16 protein-coding genes are annotated in these 17019 nt (G+C 63.7%); 9 read left to right on the top strand and 7 right to left on the bottom strand.

What is annotated here, in order from left to right; genetic code table 11:
- The first annotated feature begins 69 nt into the window (after positions 1–69).
- Positions 70–507 carry an Rrf2 family transcriptional regulator gene (locus tag PHI64_RS10000; RefSeq protein ID WP_299882163.1) on the top strand — a complete coding sequence of 146 codons (438 nt, stop codon included), beginning with the start codon at positions 70–72 and terminating at the stop codon, positions 505–507.
- A gap of 18 nt (positions 508–525) precedes the next feature.
- Here PHI64_RS10000 and ruvC read toward each other — a convergent pair whose 3' ends face one another.
- The 4 genes from ruvC to PHI64_RS09980 are packed head-to-tail and all read right to left on the bottom strand — an operon-like array spanning position 526 to position 3927.
- The gene (gene ruvC / locus PHI64_RS09995; protein ID WP_299882161.1) at positions 526–1086 is read right to left on the bottom strand and encodes a crossover junction endodeoxyribonuclease RuvC; all 561 of its coding nucleotides are present in this window, start codon (positions 1084–1086) and stop codon (positions 526–528) included.
- The gene (locus tag PHI64_RS09990) at positions 1083–1940 is read right to left on the bottom strand and encodes a DMT family transporter (RefSeq protein WP_299882159.1); all 858 of its coding nucleotides are present in this window, start codon (positions 1938–1940) and stop codon (positions 1083–1085) included. The genes ruvC and PHI64_RS09990 overlap by 4 nt, the downstream gene beginning before the upstream one ends.
- A 7-nt stretch (positions 1941–1947) precedes the next feature.
- Positions 1948–2184 (bottom strand): hypothetical protein, encoded by a 237-nt coding sequence (locus PHI64_RS09985; protein WP_299882157.1) that lies wholly within the window; start codon positions 2182–2184, stop codon positions 1948–1950.
- Positions 2185–2238: 54 nt separating this feature from the next.
- Positions 2239–3927: a mechanosensitive ion channel family protein gene (locus tag PHI64_RS09980; RefSeq protein ID WP_299882155.1), complete on the bottom strand. Its 1689-nt coding sequence runs from the start codon at positions 3925–3927 to the stop codon at positions 2239–2241.
- Between the two features lie 152 nt (positions 3928–4079).
- Here PHI64_RS09980 and PHI64_RS09975 point away from each other — a divergent pair, with 152 nt between their 5' ends.
- Both PHI64_RS09975 and PHI64_RS09970 read left to right on the top strand, forming a co-directional pair.
- Positions 4080–4559 (top strand): EVE domain-containing protein, encoded by a 480-nt coding sequence (locus PHI64_RS09975; protein WP_299882153.1) that lies wholly within the window; start codon positions 4080–4082, stop codon positions 4557–4559.
- 7 nt (positions 4560–4566) lie between these two features.
- Complete coding sequence (locus PHI64_RS09970; RefSeq protein WP_299882200.1) at positions 4567–5373, top strand: sulfite exporter TauE/SafE family protein; 807 nt, start codon at positions 4567–4569, stop codon at positions 5371–5373.
- Positions 5374–5391: 18 nt separating this feature from the next.
- Here PHI64_RS09970 and PHI64_RS09965 read toward each other — a convergent pair whose 3' ends face one another.
- Both PHI64_RS09965 and PHI64_RS09960 read right to left on the bottom strand, forming a co-directional pair.
- Positions 5392–5856, bottom strand: a complete 465-nt coding sequence (locus tag PHI64_RS09965) for a bacteriohemerythrin (protein WP_299882151.1) — start codon at positions 5854–5856, stop codon at positions 5392–5394.
- A 188-nt stretch (positions 5857–6044) separates the two neighbouring features.
- Positions 6045–6827 (bottom strand): enoyl-CoA hydratase-related protein, encoded by a 783-nt coding sequence (locus tag PHI64_RS09960; protein ID WP_299882149.1) that lies wholly within the window; start codon positions 6825–6827, stop codon positions 6045–6047.
- A gap of 235 nt (positions 6828–7062) precedes the next feature.
- On the opposite strand from PHI64_RS09960, the gene PHI64_RS09955 reads away from it, so the two are divergent.
- Together PHI64_RS09955 and PHI64_RS09950 are read left to right on the top strand one after the other, a co-directional pair.
- Positions 7063–7398 (top strand): DUF485 domain-containing protein, encoded by a 336-nt coding sequence (locus tag PHI64_RS09955; RefSeq protein ID WP_299882147.1) that lies wholly within the window; start codon positions 7063–7065, stop codon positions 7396–7398.
- A complete protein-coding gene (locus PHI64_RS09950; protein WP_299882145.1) occupies positions 7398–9062 on the top strand; it encodes a cation acetate symporter in 1665 nt (554 codons plus the stop codon). The genes PHI64_RS09955 and PHI64_RS09950 overlap by 1 nt, the downstream gene beginning before the upstream one ends.
- A gap of 106 nt (positions 9063–9168) precedes the next feature.
- Here the strand turns inward: PHI64_RS09950 and PHI64_RS09945 are convergent, their stop codons facing one another.
- A complete protein-coding gene (locus tag PHI64_RS09945) occupies positions 9169–9840 on the bottom strand; it encodes a GntR family transcriptional regulator (RefSeq protein WP_299882198.1) in 672 nt (223 codons plus the stop codon).
- A gap of 284 nt (positions 9841–10124) precedes the next feature.
- Between PHI64_RS09945 and scpA the strand changes: the two genes are divergently transcribed.
- The 4 genes from scpA to PHI64_RS09925 all read left to right on the top strand — a co-directional run bounded on the left by scpA (position 10125) and on the right by PHI64_RS09925 (position 16959).
- Complete coding sequence (scpA, locus tag PHI64_RS09940; RefSeq protein WP_299882143.1) at positions 10125–12287, top strand: methylmalonyl-CoA mutase; 2163 nt, start codon at positions 10125–10127, stop codon at positions 12285–12287.
- Positions 12288–12354: 67 nt separating this feature from the next.
- Positions 12355–13347, top strand: coding sequence for a methylmalonyl Co-A mutase-associated GTPase MeaB (gene meaB, locus PHI64_RS09935; RefSeq protein WP_299882196.1), 993 nt, complete (start codon positions 12355–12357; stop codon positions 13345–13347).
- A gap of 44 nt (positions 13348–13391) precedes the next feature.
- Positions 13392–14927 (top strand): acyl-CoA carboxylase subunit beta, encoded by a 1536-nt coding sequence (locus tag PHI64_RS09930; protein WP_299882141.1) that lies wholly within the window; start codon positions 13392–13394, stop codon positions 14925–14927.
- A 19-nt stretch (positions 14928–14946) separates the two neighbouring features.
- Positions 14947–16959 carry an acetyl/propionyl/methylcrotonyl-CoA carboxylase subunit alpha gene (locus PHI64_RS09925; RefSeq protein WP_299882139.1) on the top strand — a complete coding sequence of 671 codons (2013 nt, stop codon included), beginning with the start codon at positions 14947–14949 and terminating at the stop codon, positions 16957–16959.
- Positions 16960–17019 lie beyond the last annotated feature (60 nt).

Genomic DNA, 17019 nt, shown 5'->3' with positions numbered 1-17019 from the left:
GTAAATGAATCTTTTTAAAAGTCCCTTATAATCGAAGGGTTGAAGCCCCTTTCCGGCAATCCGTCCTCCATGCACATCACCCAGCACACGGACTACGCACTGCGCGTCCTGATCTATCTGGCGTCCAACGAGCAACGCCTGGTGACCATTCAGGAGATCTCTGAGCGCTTCGAGATCTCTCGCAGTCATTTGATGAAAGTCGTCAATCAGCTGATCCGCAATGGCTTTGTGGAAGGCTTGCGGGGCAAGGGCGGCGGCCTGCGCCTGGCGCGGCCGCCGCAGCAGATTGTGGTGGGGGACGTGGTGCGGAAGATGGAGACCGATCTGGCCCTGGTGGAGTGTTTCCACGAGACGAGCCATTGCCTGCTCACGGCGAGCTGTCAGCTCAAAGGGGTGTTGGGGGCGGCGCTGGAGGCCTTCTTTGCGTCCCTGGACAAGGTGGCCCTGTCAGACGTGCTGGGGCCTTCCCAGCGGGCACTGCTGCATGTGCTGAAGCGGATGCCTTGAGGGGGAGCGGGGGACCGCTCAGGCCGACAGGCGGCTGCCGCGTTTGCGGGTGCCGATGCCGGCCATGGCGGCGAGTCCGCTGCTGCCGTGGGCATGGCAGATGGCGCAGGCCAGGGCATCGGCGGCATCGGACGATGGCGCACCTTCGAGGGACAGCAGGCGCTGCACCATGTGGCTGACCTGCTCCTTGGCAGCCTTGCCGTGGCCGACAACGGCCTGCTTGACTTGCAGGGCGGTGTATTCGGCCACCGGCAGGTCGCAGGACACGGCACCGCAGATGGCCGCGCCCCGGGCCTGGCCGAGTAGCAGGGTGGATTGAGGATTGACGTTAACGAAGACGATCTCCACCGCAGCCTGGTCGGGCTTGTAGGTGGAGATCACTTCACGGATTCCGTCGAGGATGATCTTCAGCCGCTCGGGCAGGCTGCCCTCGCCGGTTTTGATGCAGCCGCTGGCCACGTAGCGTAACTGGCTGCCCAGGGTGTCGATAAGGCCGAAGCCGGTGCTGCGCAGGCCCGGGTCGATGCCCAGGATGCGGGTGGCGATGTTGGCCGAGGCGGACGGGCCATGGACCCTCATTTGCGTGCCAGCCATACGCCGAACACGGTCAGCCCCATGCCCGCAAGGGCTGGGCCGGTGAGGGTTTCGCCGAAGGCGGCCCAGGCAATGAGGGCCGTGGTGGGCGGGGTCAGGTAGAACAGGCTGGCCACGTTCACCGCGCTGCCGTTGCGGATCAGCAGATTGAGCAGGCTGATGGCGCCCACCGACAGCACCAGTACCAGCCACAGCAGGGCGAAGACGAACTGCCCGGTCCATTCGATGGCCATGGTCTCGGTCTGGCTGGCCACCAGCAGGGTGAGGATGAGCGTGGGGATGAACTGCACCACGGAGCCGGTGCGCAGGTCGAAGGCGGGGCAGAAACGCTTTTGGTACAAGGTGCCGACGGTGATGCCGAGCAGGGCCACCACGGCCGGGGTCAGCATGGCGGCCAGGGCCGGAGTGCTGGCGGCTGCCGCCACCTTGTGGGAGACCACCAGGCCGACGCCGCCAAAGCCGAGTACCAGCCCGGCCCACTGGCGGGGCTGCACGCGCTCGCCCAGCAGGGCGCCGGCGCCCAGGGCGGTGAGCAGGGGTTGCAGCCCCACCACCAGTGCGGTGATGCCGGCCGGCAGACCGTGGCGGATGGCGGTGAACACCCCGCCCAGGTAGATGGCATGGACCAGGATGCCGGTGACGCCGATGTGCAGCCACTGGCGCGGGGTGGCCGGCCAGGGCGCGCGGGTGGCCAGCGCCAGCAGGCCCATCACTCCGATTACCAGCACGTAGCGGGTGGACAGGAAGCTCAGGGGTTCGGCGAAAGGCAGGCCATACTTGGCGCCGATGAAGCCCGTGCTCCACAGGAGCACGAAGAGAAAGGGGTAGAAACGGGTCACCGGATGATTACTGGGGCGAGTGCTTGCTGCGGTAGATGCGGGTGGCGGCGGAGACGATCACCTGCACGTCCTGAGGGGGAAGGTCGGGCAGGTTCTCGCGGAGCACGCGGTAGGCCAGGTGCTCCAGGGATTGGCCGTTCCAGGCGTTGGCCGGGTCGAAAAAGGGCTCGATGATGGCGTAGGCCTTGTCCACCAACTCACGCAGGCTGAGGTTCTTGCGACGCTCGGGGGTGGGAGTGCTCATGGTGAGGGGCTCCTGGAGGCAGGGTGGCGGGACAGGCGGGGATGATACCCCACGTCACTCGCTCGCCGGCCGGGCCGGCGGGGTGAACCAGCGCTCCCGGGGCACGACCTTGTCGGTGGCCGGGTCGGCCATGTAGTGGGGCGACATGATCTGTACACCGTGTTCGTTGAAAACGTCCTGGATGTTGGCGTGCAGGCGGCTGATGACTTCGGCCCGGGGCAGAGGGCCGGCGGGCAGGGCCTGGGCCACCAGGCAGTACTCCGGGTAGTAGTCGGACAGGGCTGTCTGATAGACGCGTGGGGTGGGGCTGGCGAGGATGCCCGGGGTTCGGGTGGCGGCATCGATCAGCATGGCCTCCACCTGGCGCCAGGGAGTGTCGTAGCCGATGGTGACGGTGGTATCCACCATAAAGCCCTCGCCGTTGGCGGTACGGGAATAGTTGCGCGTGGCGTTGCCGACGATCATGGCGTTGGGCAGGGTGATCTCGGCGCCGCGCCCGGTGCGCAGACGGGTGGTGAACAGGCTGACGGCGACGATGGTGCCTTCGTGCTCGGCGATGCGCACGTACTCGCCGGTGCGCAGGGTGCGGGAATACATCAGGATCAGGCCGCTGGCGCCCTGGCCGACAATGCTCGACGCTCCCAGGGACACCATCAGGCCGATCAGTACCGACATGCCCTTGAAGGCCTCGGTGTGGGCGCCGGGGAGATAGGGGTAGGCCATCACCAGGGCGAAGATCCAGATCAGGATGTTGGTGATCTTGCGGGTCGGCTCCACGGTGTCCCGGTCGAGCCAGCCAATCCCCGGTTTGCCGGACGACACATGGTCGAACAGGGGCTTGAGCAGCCCGACGACGCCTCGGGCGAGGAGGAACATGATGCCGGCGATGAGCAGGTTGGGCAGGGTGGTGATGACGCCCTTGCCCATGTCCAGCACGATGCCCACCAGGTAGCCGTTGAGCTGCTCGCCCCAGGCCCGGGTGAAGGGAAAGCGCGCCAGCACGAAGCCCAGCCATGCGTAGCCCAGCAGCAGGACCAGCAGCCAGTAGCTGGCGCTCATCAGCCAGCCCACGGCAGCGAGAATACGGTCGCGGCGGATCAGTTCGGTACCGCCAAGCCGGAGCCCCTTGGCTTTGCGGTTGATGGTGCTGACCAGGCGTGTGCCGAGACCCCGGTGCAGGCGCGTCAGGGCCAGGGCGAGGGCAAGGGCTACCACGGTGGCGCCGGCAGCCGCAGCGGCGCCCCGAACCATTGCTTCGCTGTCACGACTCTCACGGGTTTCGGCGATTACCCGGTGCAGATTCTGTTGGGTTGTCTGGGTTAGGGTCTCGAGGGTTTCGCCGCTGAGTTTGTCCACGTCGTCGGGAGTGAGGATGAAGGCCAGTTGGCCGCCGACGAGGATGATGTTGCCCATCGGGTTGGGCTGGACCTTGACCGTGTCGTCCTCGTTCCGGGCCAGGATAAGCTCAAGGTTGTGTTTGCTTCGCTCGGCGCGCTGGGCCGCGGGTGATCCGAGCAGGCTGCTGCGGAAGCGCACCACGTGGCGGTTCATCAGGGTCAGGTCGGCTTCGCCTTGATCCGCCACCGTTGTGGCGCTCCGGGGGTGCGGAGCGGGGCCGTCGTCTGCCGCCGTCACGCTCGCGAAGAAGGCCAGGGCCACTGCAGTGCAGGCACAGGCGAGGGCACGCGGCAGCAACTTCCAGAAAGAGGGGCGCTGACGGATCGGGCGGAGGGTGTTGGACATGCGCTTGGGCTTTCCGGGGGGGGCGGGGCAGGGGCGCCGGGGGAGCGCGCCTTTGTGTGCCAGAATCTTGCCCTCAACGGCCCTTCGGCTCAATCCGGATGTGAGGATGGGCTGCAGGGCCGCTTTAATCCTGTTTCCGAACGGAGAGGGCGATGCGCTACTGGCTGATGAAGTCCGAACCCGACGATGTCTCCATCGATGATCTGGCCGCCCGGCCCGATCAGAAGGTGCCCTGGTACGGCGTACGCAACTACCAGGCGCGCAACTTCATGCGCGACGCCATGCAGGTGGGTGACGGCGTGCTGTTCTACCACTCTGGCTGCGCCGAGCCTGGGGTGGCCGGCATTGCCCGGGTGGCCAGCACGGCTTATCCGGATGCCACCCAGTTTGATCCGGCGCACCAGTACTTCGACCCCAAGGCCACGCCCGAGACCCCTCGCTGGCTGCACGTGGATGTGGCCTTCGTGCGCAAGACCCGTCTGCTGGGTTTGTCCGAATTGCGCCGCCACCCCGAACTGGAGAACATGCGCGTCCTGGCCCGCGGTAACCGGCTATCCATCACTCCGGTGGAGCCGGATGAGTGGCGTTTCATCGTCGGGCAGTTGCTCGGCGCGACGGATCTGGTGAGTTGAGAAGATGATGGGTATTGAATGGTTGGTGGCCTACCTGGCCCTGGGGGCCTTCGTGGGCTTTTTTGCGGGGCTGCTGGGTGTGGGCGGCGGCGGCATCATGGTGCCCATGCTCACCACCCTGTTTGCGGCCCAGGGTTTTCCCCGGGAACACTTGGTGCATGTGGCCCTGGGTACTTCCATGGCGGCTATCGTTATCACCTCCATCTCTAGCCTTCGTGCCCACCACAAACACGGTGCAGTGCGTTGGGACATCGTCAAGGGCATCACTCCGGGGGTGCTGCTTGGTACTTTCGGTGGCACCTTCATTGCGTCCCGGGTGGCCACTGCACCGCTGGCCATCTTCTTTGCATGCTTCATGGCCTACGTGGCGCTGCAGATGATCCTCAACGTCAAGCCCAAGCCCTCCAGGGAGCTGCCGGGGCGTGCCGGCCTGGCTGGCGTGGGTGGAGTGATCGGGGTGATCTCGGCGCTGGTGGCGATCGGTGGCGGCTCCCTGTCGGTACCCTTCATGACCTGGTGCAACGTGAAGATGCAGAACGCCATTGGTACCTCAGCGGCCATCGGCCTGCCCATCGCCCTGGCCGGCGCGGTGGGCTACCTGATCAATGGCTGGGGGGCGGCCGGCTTGCCCGAATTCACGGTGGGCTTCGTCAATCTGCCGGCCCTGGTGTTGGTGAGCGCGGTGTCCGTCTTCCTGGCGCCGGTGGGCGCCCGGCTGGCTCATCGCCTGCCGGTGGCGGTGCTGAAGAAGGTTTTCGCCGCCGTGCTGGTGCTGCTGTCCTTGAAGATGCTGCACACCGTGCTGGGCAGCTGAAGGCCGGCTGCCCTTCCCTCAGCCGCCGAAGAAGCGCTTCAGGGAGCGAGACAGCCAGCCGCTAGGGGCCTGCGTCTCTGTGAGCGCTTTTATCTTGGGGCGGACCGCCGCCACATAGGCCGCGTCGTCGTGGCGGATGTGGCTGAACAGCCAGCGGTGCAGCAGGCTGTGCAGTTCGTGGCTGATGTCCTCACCCTTGCCCAGGCGCTCAACGAAGCCATTCACCCGCCGCACGAAGAGTTCGTGCACTTTTTTGTGGCCGCGCACGAACTCGTAGCCGGCGTCCTCGATCAGGCATTCCTCGAAGGCGAAGTGGGACAGGGTGTATTCCACCAGATCGTCCACCACCGCGATGATGTTGGCCCTGTCTGCGTTCTGGCGGGCGTCATGGAGGCGGTTGATGAAGTCCATGATCTGCTTGTGCTGATTGTCGATCTCGACAATGCCGGTATCCAGGTCGGATGACCAAGTGAGATATGTCATTGCGGTCCTTCTGAAGGGACCGGCCGATTGGTTGGGGACGCACGGCCGGTGGTGCTGCGGAATTGCGCAGAAGCCAGTTTTATTTGATTGTCATTTTCTGCGCATGCGAGACCCGTATTTTGCCCGAGTTACGCCCCGCGGGTGACTTGCGTAATCTGAATGTGCTAGCCCGGGTGGGGGAAGGCCGGCTAGTGTCCGGTGAAGCGGGGGCTGCGCTTGGCCAGGAAGGCGTCGAGCCCTTCCTTGTAGTCGGCGGTGGCGAGGAAGTCGAAAGCGGCCCGCTTCTCCTCCTTGCTCAGGGGGCCGCCCTGCATCAGGCGGTGCACCCACTGTTTGTGCCAGCGTGCGACCAGAGGGGCGCCCTTCATGATCCGGGCGGTGGCAGCGGCCGCTTCGGATTCCACTGCATCATCGGCGACCACACGGGTCAGCAGGCCTTTGGCAAGGGCCTCGGGGGCCGACAGGATGCGCCCCTCAAGCAGGATTTCGAGCAGGACGGCCGGGCCCACCAACTCCAGCAGGCCAGCCATCTCCCCCGGGTACATCGAGAAGCCCAACTTGTTGATGGGGGCGCCGAAGCGGCTTGACTCCCCGGCGATGCGCAGGTCACAGCAGCCGGCGATCTCCAGCCCACCTCCCACACAGGCGCCCTGGATCAGGGCCACCGTGGGCACCGGGCAGGCACGCACAGCGTTCAGTGCGGCCGCCACGAGATCTTCGTGGTAGTGCAGCGCGTCGTCCACCGTGGCCCGTACGGTAAGGAACTCCTCAATGTCCCCGCCGGCAGCGAAGGCCTTGTCGCCTGCGCCGCGAAGTACCACGCAGCGCAGGCCCGGATCGGCGTTGATGGCCGTCATGTGGGCCTGCAGGCTGCGCCACATGCCGGCATCGACAGCGTTGAGTTTGTCAGGGTTGGAAAGGCTCAGGGTGGCGATGCCGTTGTCCTGATGGAAGAGGATTTCTCCGGGCATGGGGTTGTGCGTCCTGGATTGAGGGTGGCCTGGGCGGGCATGTTGCGCCGCAAAAAGCCTCCGTACGTTGTGGTATGGAGTCTTATATATGCTATATCATCCGCTCGGGCGTCGTTAATGGCGCGACTTCGCCCACCGGAAGCACCACATAAAAAAAGCTCTACCGATCGCCGCTCCAAGAACACCAACAGGCAGATCGCGCCACATTCACTGACTTTCTCTTGGGAGGGAAAAGATGTCGACTAATGCAAGCCAGAATGCGGTCTACGCCCGCATTCGCAAGAACCCGCGCTTCACCGAACTGGTGTCGAAGCGTCAGGGCTTTGCCACCCTGCTGTCGGTGATCGTTCTTACGATCTTCTACGGTTTCTTCATGGTGGTGGCCTTCAACCCCAACCTCATCGGCCAGCGTCTGTCCGAAGGGTCCTACGTGACGGTAGGCATCGCTGCCGAGCTGTTCATGTTCATCTTCTTCTGGGTGCTCACCGCCGTGTACGTCAAGCGCGCCAATGGCGAATTTGATGCCATCACCACCGAGATCATCCGCGACGCATCCAAGGAGGTGAAGTAATGCTGGCCCGTCTGAATGTTGCCCTGCTGGCCCTGCTGGCGCCGGCCCTGTCCTTCGCCGGTGATGCGATCTCCGCCACCGAGAAGCAGCCCCTCAATCTGCACGCCATCGGGATGTTCGTGCTCTTCGTGTCCATGACCCTGGGCATCACCTACTGGGCTGCCGGCCGGACCAAGTCGGCGTCTGACTTCTACACCGCCGGCGGTGGCATCACCGGCTTCCAGAACGGTCTGGCGATTGCCGGCGACTACATGTCCGCCGCCACCCTGCTGGGCCTCACCGCACTGGTGTATACCAAGGGCGTCGATGGCTACATCTACATGATCGCCTTCTTCGCCGGCTGGCCCATCATCCTGTTCCTGATGGCCGAGCGCCTGCGCAACCTGGGCAAGTTCACCTTTGCCGACATCACCTCCTACCGGCTCAATCAGAGCAAGGTGCGGACGATGGCGGCGGTGTCCTCCCTCACCGTGGTGTGTTTCTACCTGGTGGCCCAGATGGTCGGTGCCGGCCAGCTGATCAAGCTGCTGTTTGGTCTGGACTACAACATCGCCTTGTTTGTGGTCGGTGCGCTGATGATGGTCTACGTCACCTTCGGTGGCATGGTTGCCACCACCTGGGTGCAGATCATCAAGGCCTGCATGCTGCTGGCTGGCGGCACCCTGGTGGCGGTTCTGGCCATGTCGCAGTTCGGCTTCAGCTTCGAGAAGATGATGAGCCAGGCCGTGTCGCTGCACTCCCTTGGCGAGAAGCTGCTGTTCCCGGGCACTTTGCTGCCGGACCCCATCACCGCCCTGTCCCTGGGTTTGGGCCTGATGTTCGGTACGGCCGGTCTGCCGCACATCCTGATGCGCTTCTTCACCGTGACCAACGCCAAGGAAGCCCGCAAGTCGGTGCTCTATGCCTCCGGTTTCGTGGCCTACTTCTTCAACGTGATCCTGCTGATGGGTTTCGCGGCCATCATCATCGTCGGCCAGAACCCCGAGTTCTTTGAAGGCGGCCAGATTGGCGGCAAGATCGTCGGCGGTGGCAACATGATCGCCATGCACCTGGCCAAGGCCGTGGGCGGCAATCTGCTGCTGGGCTTCCTGTCTGCGGTAGCCTTTGCCACCATCCTGGCGGTGGTGTCCGGTCTGGCCCTGGCCGGCGCGGCTGCCATCTCCCATGACATCTACGCCCGCGTGATCCGCAAGGGCAAGGCCACCGAGACCGAAGAGCTGCGTGTGTCGCGTTTTGCGTCGGTCGGCCTCGGCTTGGTGGCGATCCTGCTGGGCATCGTCTTCGAGAAGATGAACGTGGCCTTCATGGTGGCGCTGGCTTTTGGTATCGCCGCCTCGGCCAATTTCCCGGTGCTGATCCTCTCCATGTACTGGAAGGGGCTGACCACCCGTGGTGCCGTGGTGGGCGGCTACGTCGGCCTGATCGCCGCGGTGCTGTTCGTGGTGTTCTCCAAGTCGGTGTGGGTGACGGTGCTGGGTAACGCCCAGGCCCTGTTCCCCTACGATCAGCCGGCCTTGTTCTCCATGCCGCTGGCCTTCCTGGTGACCTTCATCGTCTCCAAGCTCGACAACAGCGCCGAGGCTCAGGCCGAGCGTGCTGCCTTTGACGATCAGTACGTGCGTGCCCAGACCGGCTTTGGTGCCGCTGAAGCCAGCGCTCACTGATATCGTGGCGCCCGAGAGGGCGCCGGGCTGAAAGAAAAACCCCCGACGGGCTGGCCCGATCGGGGGTTTTTTCTGGTTTCGCAGTGACCGGTAGGCCCGGTATGCCTCAGGCGGTCGCTTCGCGCTTGGCGGCGATCTTGGCCAGGGCGCGACGGCCACTGGAGATGTGCTCGCGCATGGCCAGTTCGGTGGCGCCGATGTCACGCCTGCCAAGGGCTTCGAGAATGAGGCGGTGTTCGGCAAGGGACTGCTCGATGCGTCCATCGATGAACAAGGAATGGTGACGCGACAGCTTGATGACCTTGCGCAGGTCGGTGATGGCCTGGGTCAGCCAGCGGTTGTCGGCGATCAACTGGACTTCCTGGTGGAAAGCCTGGTTGGCCTCGAAGAAACCGTCGATGTCGTTGGTGCGGGCCGCCTGTTCGAGTTCGGCGTGAATGTCGAGCAGGCGCTTCAGGTCTGCGTCGCTGGCCTTGCGGGCGGTGTCTGCTGCGCACTGGCCTTCGAGCAGGGCCATGACCGTGAAGATCTCGTCCAGGTCGCGCTCGGAGATTTCAGTGACGTAGCAGCCCCGGCGAGGCTTGAGGGTGACCAGGCCTTCGGCTGCGAGCACTTTCAGCGCCTCTCGGAGGGGGGTGCGGGAAATGCCGTATTGGGTGGCCAGGGCCTGCTCATCCACCCAGGTGCCCGGGGGCAGCTCATGGGAAAAAATGCGCTGGCGCAGACGTTCCGCGACTTCCTGATAGAGGGCGAGAGGGGCGATCCGGCCTGCGTTCATGGTTTTGAGTGACAAGGTCGAAAAAGTGTCGTCTTCAGCTGTTGCATCCATAATTATGGATAAAGTATTATCTACAAGATAGCAAGTCAAGTTCCTGCGCAGGATGTAACCCTTATGTCGGTTAGGCGGCAATATAGCCGCCAGACCACAAAAATAGAGGGAGGGAGAAAACTGCCCTGCGCGGGGCACGGCAGCCGGCCGTGGCCAGGGGTCACGGCCGGTACTGGCGTCACTAATTACCAAGGGCTGCCGAGCGGCCCGCGCTACGTGAGGGTAGAAAAGCCATGGCGAACAATACCGAACCGACCTTTCCCCAACCCGATCTGGCTGCCTGGAACAAGGCCGCCGCCAAGTCGGCCCCCGGTGGCGATGTCGCCAAGCTGAACTGGGTGACGCCCGAGGGCATCACAGTCAAGCCGCTATATACCGCGGCAGACCTGGAAGGTCTCAAATACTCCAACACCCTGCCGGGCTTTGAGCCCTTCCTGCGCGGCCCCCAGGCCACCATGTACGCCGCCCGCCCGTGGACCATCCGCCAGTACGCGGGCTTCTCCACTGCCGAAGCTTCCAATGCTTTCTACCGCAAGGCGCTCGCCGCTGGCGGTCAGGGCGTTTCCGTGGCCTTCGATCTGGCCACCCACCGTGGCTATGATTCGGACAACCCGCGCGTGGTTGGTGACGTGGGCAAGGCTGGTGTGGCCATTGATTCCGTCGAGGACATGAAGATCCTGTTCGATCAGATCCCCCTCGACAAGGTGTCGGTGTCCATGACCATGAACGGCGCCGTGCTGCCGATCCTGGCCGGCTACATCGTGGCCGCCGAAGAGCAGGGCGTGTCGCAGGACAAACTGTCCGGGACCATCCAGAACGACATCCTCAAGGAGTTCATGGTCCGCAACACCTACATCTATCCGCCGACGCCGTCGATGAAGATCATCGCTGATATCTTCAATTACACGTCGACCCACATGCCGAAGTTCAACTCGATCTCGATTTCGGGTTATCACATCCAGGAAGCCGGCGCCAACCAGGCCATCGAGCTGGCCTTCACCCTGGCCGACGGTGTCGAGTACGTGCGCACCGGCATCAAGTCCGGCATGGACGTGGATACCTTCGCCGGCCGTCTGTCCTTCTTCTGGGCGGTGGGCATGAACTTCTACCTCGAGATCGCCAAGATGCGTGCCGCGCGCATGCTGTGGTGGCGCCTGATGAAGCAGTTCGAGCCGAAGAGCCAGAAGTCCATGATGCTGCGCACCCACAGCCAGACTTCCGGCTGGTCGCTCACCGAGCAAGACCCTTACAACAACGTCGTGCGCACCACCATCGAGGCCATGGCGGCTGTGTTCGGTGGCACCCAGTCCCTGCACACCAACGCCCTCGACGAAGCCATCGCGCTGCCCACCGAGTTCTCGGCCCGTATCGCCCGCAACACCCAGATCATCATCCAGGAAGAGACCCACATCACCAGCGTGGTGGATCCGTGGGCCGGCTCCTACATGATGGAAAAGCTCACCCAGGACATGGCCGACAAGGCCTGGGCCCTGATCGAGGAGATCGAGGCCATGGGTGGCATGACCAAGGCGGTCGAGTCCGGCTGGGCCAAGATGAAGGTCGAGGAGTGCGCCGCCGACAAGCAGGCCCGCATCGACTCCGGCAAGGACGTGATCGTTGGGGTGAACAAATACAAGCTGGCCAAGGAAGATCCGATCGAGATTCTCGACATCGACAACCACGCCGTGCGTGAGGCCCAGGTTGCCCGTCTCGCCAACATCCGCGCCACCCGTGACGGTGCTGCCGTTACCGCGGCGCTGGCCGCCTTGACCGAGGCTGCGAAGACCGGTGAGGGCAACCTGCTCGACCTGGCCGTCAAGGCTGTGCGTCTGCGTGCCACCGTGGGTGAGATCTCCGACGCGCTGGAAGCTGTCTTCGGTCGCTACCGTGCCAATCCCCAGGCCGTCACCGGCATCTACAACGCGGTGGTTGAAGGCGACGATGACTGGCAGTCCCTGAAGTCCGACATTGAGGCCTTTGTGGCCGAGGAAGGCCGCCGTCCGCGCATCATGATCGCGAAGCTCGGCCAGGATGGTCATGACCGCGGCTCCAAGGTGGTGGCTTCTGCCTTTGCCGACCTGGGCTTCGATATCGATATCGGCCCGCTCTTCCAGACGCCGGAAGAAGCGGCCCGCCACGCCATCGAGAACGACGTTCATGCCGTGGGCTGTTCCAGCCTCGCCGCTGGTCACAAAACCCTTGTGCCGGCCATCATCAACGCCCTCAAGGCTCAGGGGGCCGATGACATCATCACCTTTGTGGGGGGCGTGATCCCGGCTCAGGATTACGACGCGCTCTACGCAGCGGGTGCCAAGGGCATCTTCGGGCCGGGCACGCCGATCCAGACCTCTGCACGGGAAGTGCTCAAGCAGATCCGCGCGGCCCGCAAGGCCTGATCCGTCCTCACCCGACCCACGGCGCGCCGGCCCGGCCTGCGCGCCGCCTACGATTGAGCCCATGAACATGCCCGCCGACCTTCTGCAACGGGACGCCGCCGATCAGGCTCTGGTCGACGGCGTGCTGGCGCATCAGTTGCGTCCACTTGCCAAGACGATCACCCTGATCGAATCCCAGCGGCTGGATCACAAGCAGCGTGCACGTAACGTGCTTGAAGGCCTGCTGCCCCACACCGGCAGATCCATGCGGGTAGGGATCTCCGGGGTGCCTGGGGTTGGCAAGTCCACCTTCATCGAGGCCCTCGGGCTCTACCTCATCGAACAGGGACACAAGGTTGCGGTGCTCGCGGTGGACCCATCCTCCAGCGTCACGGGAGGCTCCATCCTCGGCGACAAGACCCGCATGGAGCTGCTGTCCCAGCGGCCCGAGGCCTTTATCCGCCCCAGTCCGTCCGCCGGCAGCCTGGGTGGTGTCGCCGAGAAAACCCGAGAGGCCATGCTGGTCTGCGAGGCCGCCGGCTTTGACGTGATCATCATCGAGACCGTCGGTGTGGGTCAGTCGGAAACCGCAGTGGCTGGCATGACAGACATCTTCTGCCTGCTGCAACTGCCCAATGCCGGTGATGATCTGCAGGCGATCAAGAAGGGGATCATGGAGATCGCCGACCTGATCGTCATCAACAAGGCCGACATCAACCCCCAGGCGGCCAACGTGGCCCGCTCCCAGATCAAGAGCGCGCTGGGCATGCTGCGGCATGCTTCGCCAAACTGGACGCCGCCGGTGCTGATGATGTCGGCGTTGCAAAAGCAGGGGATTGCCGAGTTCTGGAATACCATCCGAGATTACCGTTCTGCGATGCAGCAGAGCGGTGAGTTCGATGCCCGTCGCCGCCATCAGGCGCGGGCCTGGATGTGGGAACTGATCGACCAGGGTCTGCGGGCCCGATTTGCCGGTCATGCCCGGGTACAGCAGGACCTGCCCGGTCTGCAGGCGGCTGTCGAAGCCGGGCAGACCACGCCCTCCGCCGCAGCCCTGCGGCTGTTGGGCTATCTGGGCTGAACAAGAAAACGACATACAACAGGATCATTGACTGGAGGTTGTAAATGCACGACATCATCCACCAGCTGGAAAAGAAGCGCGAAGCGGCCCGCCTGGGTGGCGGTCAGAAGCGTATCGACAGCCAGCACAAGAAGGGCAAGCTGACGGCCCGTGAACGTATCGAGCTGCTGCTCGACCCGGACTCCTTCGAAGAATGGGACATGTTCAAGGAGCACCGTTGCGTCGACTTCGGCATGAACGAAGCCGAGAAGACCCCGGGTGACGGTGTTGTGGTCGGCTATGGCACCATCAACGGCCGCCTGGTCTTCGTGTTCTCCCAGGATTTCACCGTGTTCGGCGGTTCCCTGTCCGAGACCCATGCCGAGAAGATCTGCAAGGTGATGGACCAGGCCATGAAGGTCGGCGCCCCGGTGATCGGCCTCAACGATTCGGGCGGCGCCCGCATCCAGGAAGGTGTGGCCTCCCTGGGTGGCTATGCCGACGTGTTCCAGCGCAATGTGATGGCCTCCGGCGTCGTGCCGCAGATCTCCATGATCATGGGCCCCTGTGCCGGCGGCGCGGTGTATTCGCCGTCCATGACCGACTTCATCTTCATGGTGAAGGACTCCTCCTACATGTTCGTGACCGGTCCGGAAGTGGTGAAGACCGTGACCCACGAAGACGTGACTGCCGAGGAACTCGGTGGCGCCGTCACCCACACCACCAAGTCCGGTGTGGCCGATCTGGCCTTCGAGAACGACGTGGAGGCGCTGTCCATGCTGCGCCGTTTCATGAACTTCCTGCCGGCCAACAACCGTGAGCAGCCGCCCGTCACGCCGACCAACGACCCGGCCGACCGTTTCGACTACTCCCTCGACACCCTGGTGCCGGACAACGCCAACAAGCCGTATGACATGAAGGAGCTGATCGTCAAGGTTGTCGACGACAGCGACTTCTTCGAGCTCCAGCCTGACTACGCCAAGAACATCATCATCGGTTTTGGCCGCATCGACGGCAGCCCGGTGGGCATCGTCGCCAACCAGCCCCTGGTGCTGGCCGGCTGCCTGGACATCAAGTCGTCCATCAAGGCTGCCCGCTTCGTGCGCTTCTGCGACGCCTTCAACATTCCGGTCGTCACCTTCGTGGACGTGCCCGGCTTCATGCCCGGTACCACCCAGGAATACGGCGGCATCATCAAGCACGGCGCCAAGCTGCTCTACGCCTACGCCGAGTGCACCGTGCCGAAGGTCACCGTCATCACCCGCAAGGCCTACGGCGGCGCCTACGACGTGATGTCGTCCAAGCACCTGCGTGGCGACGTGAACCTCGCCTGGCCGTCGGCAGAAATCGCCGTGATGGGCCCGAAGGGGGCTGTGGAGATCATCTTCCGCGAAGAAAAGAACGACCCCGCCAAGCTGGCCGAGCGCGAAGCCGAGTACAAGGCCAAGTTCGCCAATCCCTTCGTGGCAGGCGCCCGGGGCTTCATCGATGACGTGATCATGCCCCACGCCACCCGCAAGCGCATCGCCCGCTCCCTGGCCATGCTCAAGGACAAGCAGCTCGACAACCCGTGGCGCAAGCACGGCAACATTCCGCTGTGATCGCCGAGGACGCCAAGACATGTTTACCAAGATCCTGATTGCAAACCGCGGCGAGATCGCCTGCCGCGTTATCAAGACTGCCCGCAAGATGGGCATCGCCACCGTCGCCGTGTATTCCGAGGCCGACAAGGACGCCCTGTTCGTCGAGCTGGCCGACGAGGCCGTGTGTATCGGCCCGGCGGCCTCCAAGGAGTCCTATCTGGTCGCTGACAAGATCATCGCTGCCTGCAAGCAGACTGGCGCTCAGGCTGTCCATCCGGGCTACGGCTTCCTGTCCGAGAACGCCGAGTTCTCCCGCCGCCTGGAAGAAGAAGGCGTCAAGTTCATTGGCCCGAAGCACTACTCCATCGCCAAGATGGGCGACAAGATTGAGTCCAAGAAGCTCGCCATTGAAGCCGGCGTCAACACCATCCCGGGCTATAACGATGCCATCGCTGGCCCCGACGAAGCGGTCGAGATCGCCAAGAAGATCGGCTATCCGGTGATGATCAAGGCCTCCGCTGGTGGCGGCGGCAAGGGGCTGCGCGTGGCCTACAACGACGCAGAAGCCCATGAAGGCTTCTCCTCCTGCGTCAATGAAGCCCGCAACTCTTTTGGCGACGACCGTGTCTTCATCGAGAAGTATGTGCTTGAGCCGCGCCACATCGAGATCCAGGTGCTGGGCGACTCCCACGGCAATTACGTGTATCTCAACGAGCGTGACTGCTCCATCCAGCGCCGTCACCAGAAGGTCATCGAAGAAGCTCCGTCCCCCTTCGTCGACGCCGAGATGCGCAAGGCCATGGGCGAGCAGGCCGTGGCCCTGGCCCGTGCCGTTAACTACGAATCCGCCGGTACCGTCGAATTCGTGGTCTCCGGTGCAACCAAGGAGTTCTACTTCCTCGAGATGAACACCCGTCTCCAGGTGGAGCACCCCGTCACCGAACTCATCACCGGCCTCGACCTGGTAGAGCAGATGATCCGCGTCGCCTACGGCGAGAAGCTGCCGCTGGCTCAGGCCGACGTGAAGATCAACGGCTGGTCCATGGAGTGCCGGATCAATGCCGAAGACCCTTTCCGCGGTTTCCTGCCCTCCACTGGCCGGTTGGTGAAGTTCCTGCCGCCCAAGGAGACTACCGACGACAAGGGCACCACCCGCGTCGACACCGGTGTGTACGACGGTGGCGAGATCTCCATGTTCTACGACTCGATGATCGCCAAGCTCATCGTGCACGCACCGACCCGTGCCCAGGCCATCGCCCGCATGCGCGACGCCCTTAACGGCTTCGTGATCCGTGGCATTTCCTCGAACATCCCGTTCCAGGCGGCGCTGATGCAGCACCCGGTGTTCCACTCCGGCATCTTCGACACCGGTTTCATCCCCAAGCACTACCCGACCGGCTTTGACGCTTCGATGGTGCCCCACGATGATCCGGCCTTGCTGGTTTCCGTGGCGGCCTACGTCTACCGCGCCTTCACCGACCGTTCTGCCTCCATCTCCGGCCAGCTTCAGGGCCACGAGCGCCTGGTGGGCAATAGCTGGATGGTCGTGCGTCTGAACAAGGAAGGCAACGAGCACCACCCGGTGGTGGCCCGTCCGGTGGCCGGCGGCTACCACGTGGAGTACGCAGGCAAGAACTACGAGATCAAGTCCGACTGGAAGCTCGGCGAGTCCCTGTTCAACGGCACCGTCAATGGTGAGCCCTTCACCCTGCAGGTGGAGCGTCACAAGACCCGCTACAGCCTGTTCCACTGGGGCACGCGCGCCGACTTCATGGTGATGAGCGCCCGCGCTGCCGAGTTGCTGGCCCTGATGCCCGAGAAGCTGCCGCCCGATCTGTCCAAGTTCCTGCTCTCCCCCATGCCCGGTCTCCTCCGCGAGGTGTCTGTGCAGGTTGGCCAGGAAGTGAAGGCGGGCGAGAAGCTGGCCATCATCGAAGCCATGAAGATGGAGAACATCCTGAAGGCCGAGCAGGACTGCAAGGTGAAGAAGATCACCGCCAGCGCGGGGAGCAGTTTGTCGGTGGACGAGATCATCATCGAGTTCGAATAATCAGCACGGGCTGCAGCCAGGCGACTCCCGCCGTGCTGTAGCCGACAGGTTTCGTTCGAT

This window comes from Zoogloea sp., assembly GCF_028689785.1.
Lineage (GTDB): Bacteria > Pseudomonadota > Gammaproteobacteria > Burkholderiales > Rhodocyclaceae > Zoogloea.
The sequence above is the reverse complement of the archived record's forward strand: the minus strand, read 5'-3'. Positions and strand labels throughout refer to the sequence as shown.

Bases quoted from the DNA above. Each gene is read 5' to 3' on its own strand.
- PHI64_RS09930 (WP_299882141.1), top strand. From the start codon at position 13,392: ATGCACGACATCATCCACCAGCTGGAAAAGAAGCGCGAAGCGGCCCGC.
- PHI64_RS09985 (WP_299882157.1), bottom strand. From the start codon at position 2,184: ATGAGCACTCCCACCCCCGAGCGTCGCAAGAACCTCAGCCTGCGTGAG.
- PHI64_RS09950 (WP_299882145.1), top strand. From the start codon at position 7,398: ATGCTGGCCCGTCTGAATGTTGCCCTGCTGGCCCTGCTGGCGCCGGCC.
- PHI64_RS09975 (WP_299882153.1), top strand. From the start codon at position 4,080: ATGCGCTACTGGCTGATGAAGTCCGAACCCGACGATGTCTCCATCGAT.
- PHI64_RS09955 (WP_299882147.1), top strand. From the start codon at position 7,063: ATGTCGACTAATGCAAGCCAGAATGCGGTCTACGCCCGCATTCGCAAG.
- ruvC (WP_299882161.1), bottom strand. From the start codon at position 1,086: ATGAGGGTCCATGGCCCGTCCGCCTCGGCCAACATCGCCACCCGCATC.
- PHI64_RS09925 (WP_299882139.1), top strand. From the start codon at position 14,947: ATGTTTACCAAGATCCTGATTGCAAACCGCGGCGAGATCGCCTGCCGC.
- PHI64_RS09980 (WP_299882155.1), bottom strand. From the start codon at position 3,927: ATGTCCAACACCCTCCGCCCGATCCGTCAGCGCCCCTCTTTCTGGAAG.
- scpA (WP_299882143.1), top strand. From the start codon at position 10,125: ATGGCGAACAATACCGAACCGACCTTTCCCCAACCCGATCTGGCTGCC.
- PHI64_RS09945 (WP_299882198.1), bottom strand. From the start codon at position 9,840: ATGAACGCAGGCCGGATCGCCCCTCTCGCCCTCTATCAGGAAGTCGCG.
- PHI64_RS09965 (WP_299882151.1), bottom strand. From the start codon at position 5,856: ATGACATATCTCACTTGGTCATCCGACCTGGATACCGGCATTGTCGAG.
- meaB (WP_299882196.1), top strand. From the start codon at position 12,355: ATGCCCGCCGACCTTCTGCAACGGGACGCCGCCGATCAGGCTCTGGTC.
- PHI64_RS09970 (WP_299882200.1), top strand. From the start codon at position 4,567: ATGGGTATTGAATGGTTGGTGGCCTACCTGGCCCTGGGGGCCTTCGTG.
- PHI64_RS10000 (WP_299882163.1), top strand. From the start codon at position 70: ATGCACATCACCCAGCACACGGACTACGCACTGCGCGTCCTGATCTAT.
- PHI64_RS09960 (WP_299882149.1), bottom strand. From the start codon at position 6,827: ATGCCCGGAGAAATCCTCTTCCATCAGGACAACGGCATCGCCACCCTG.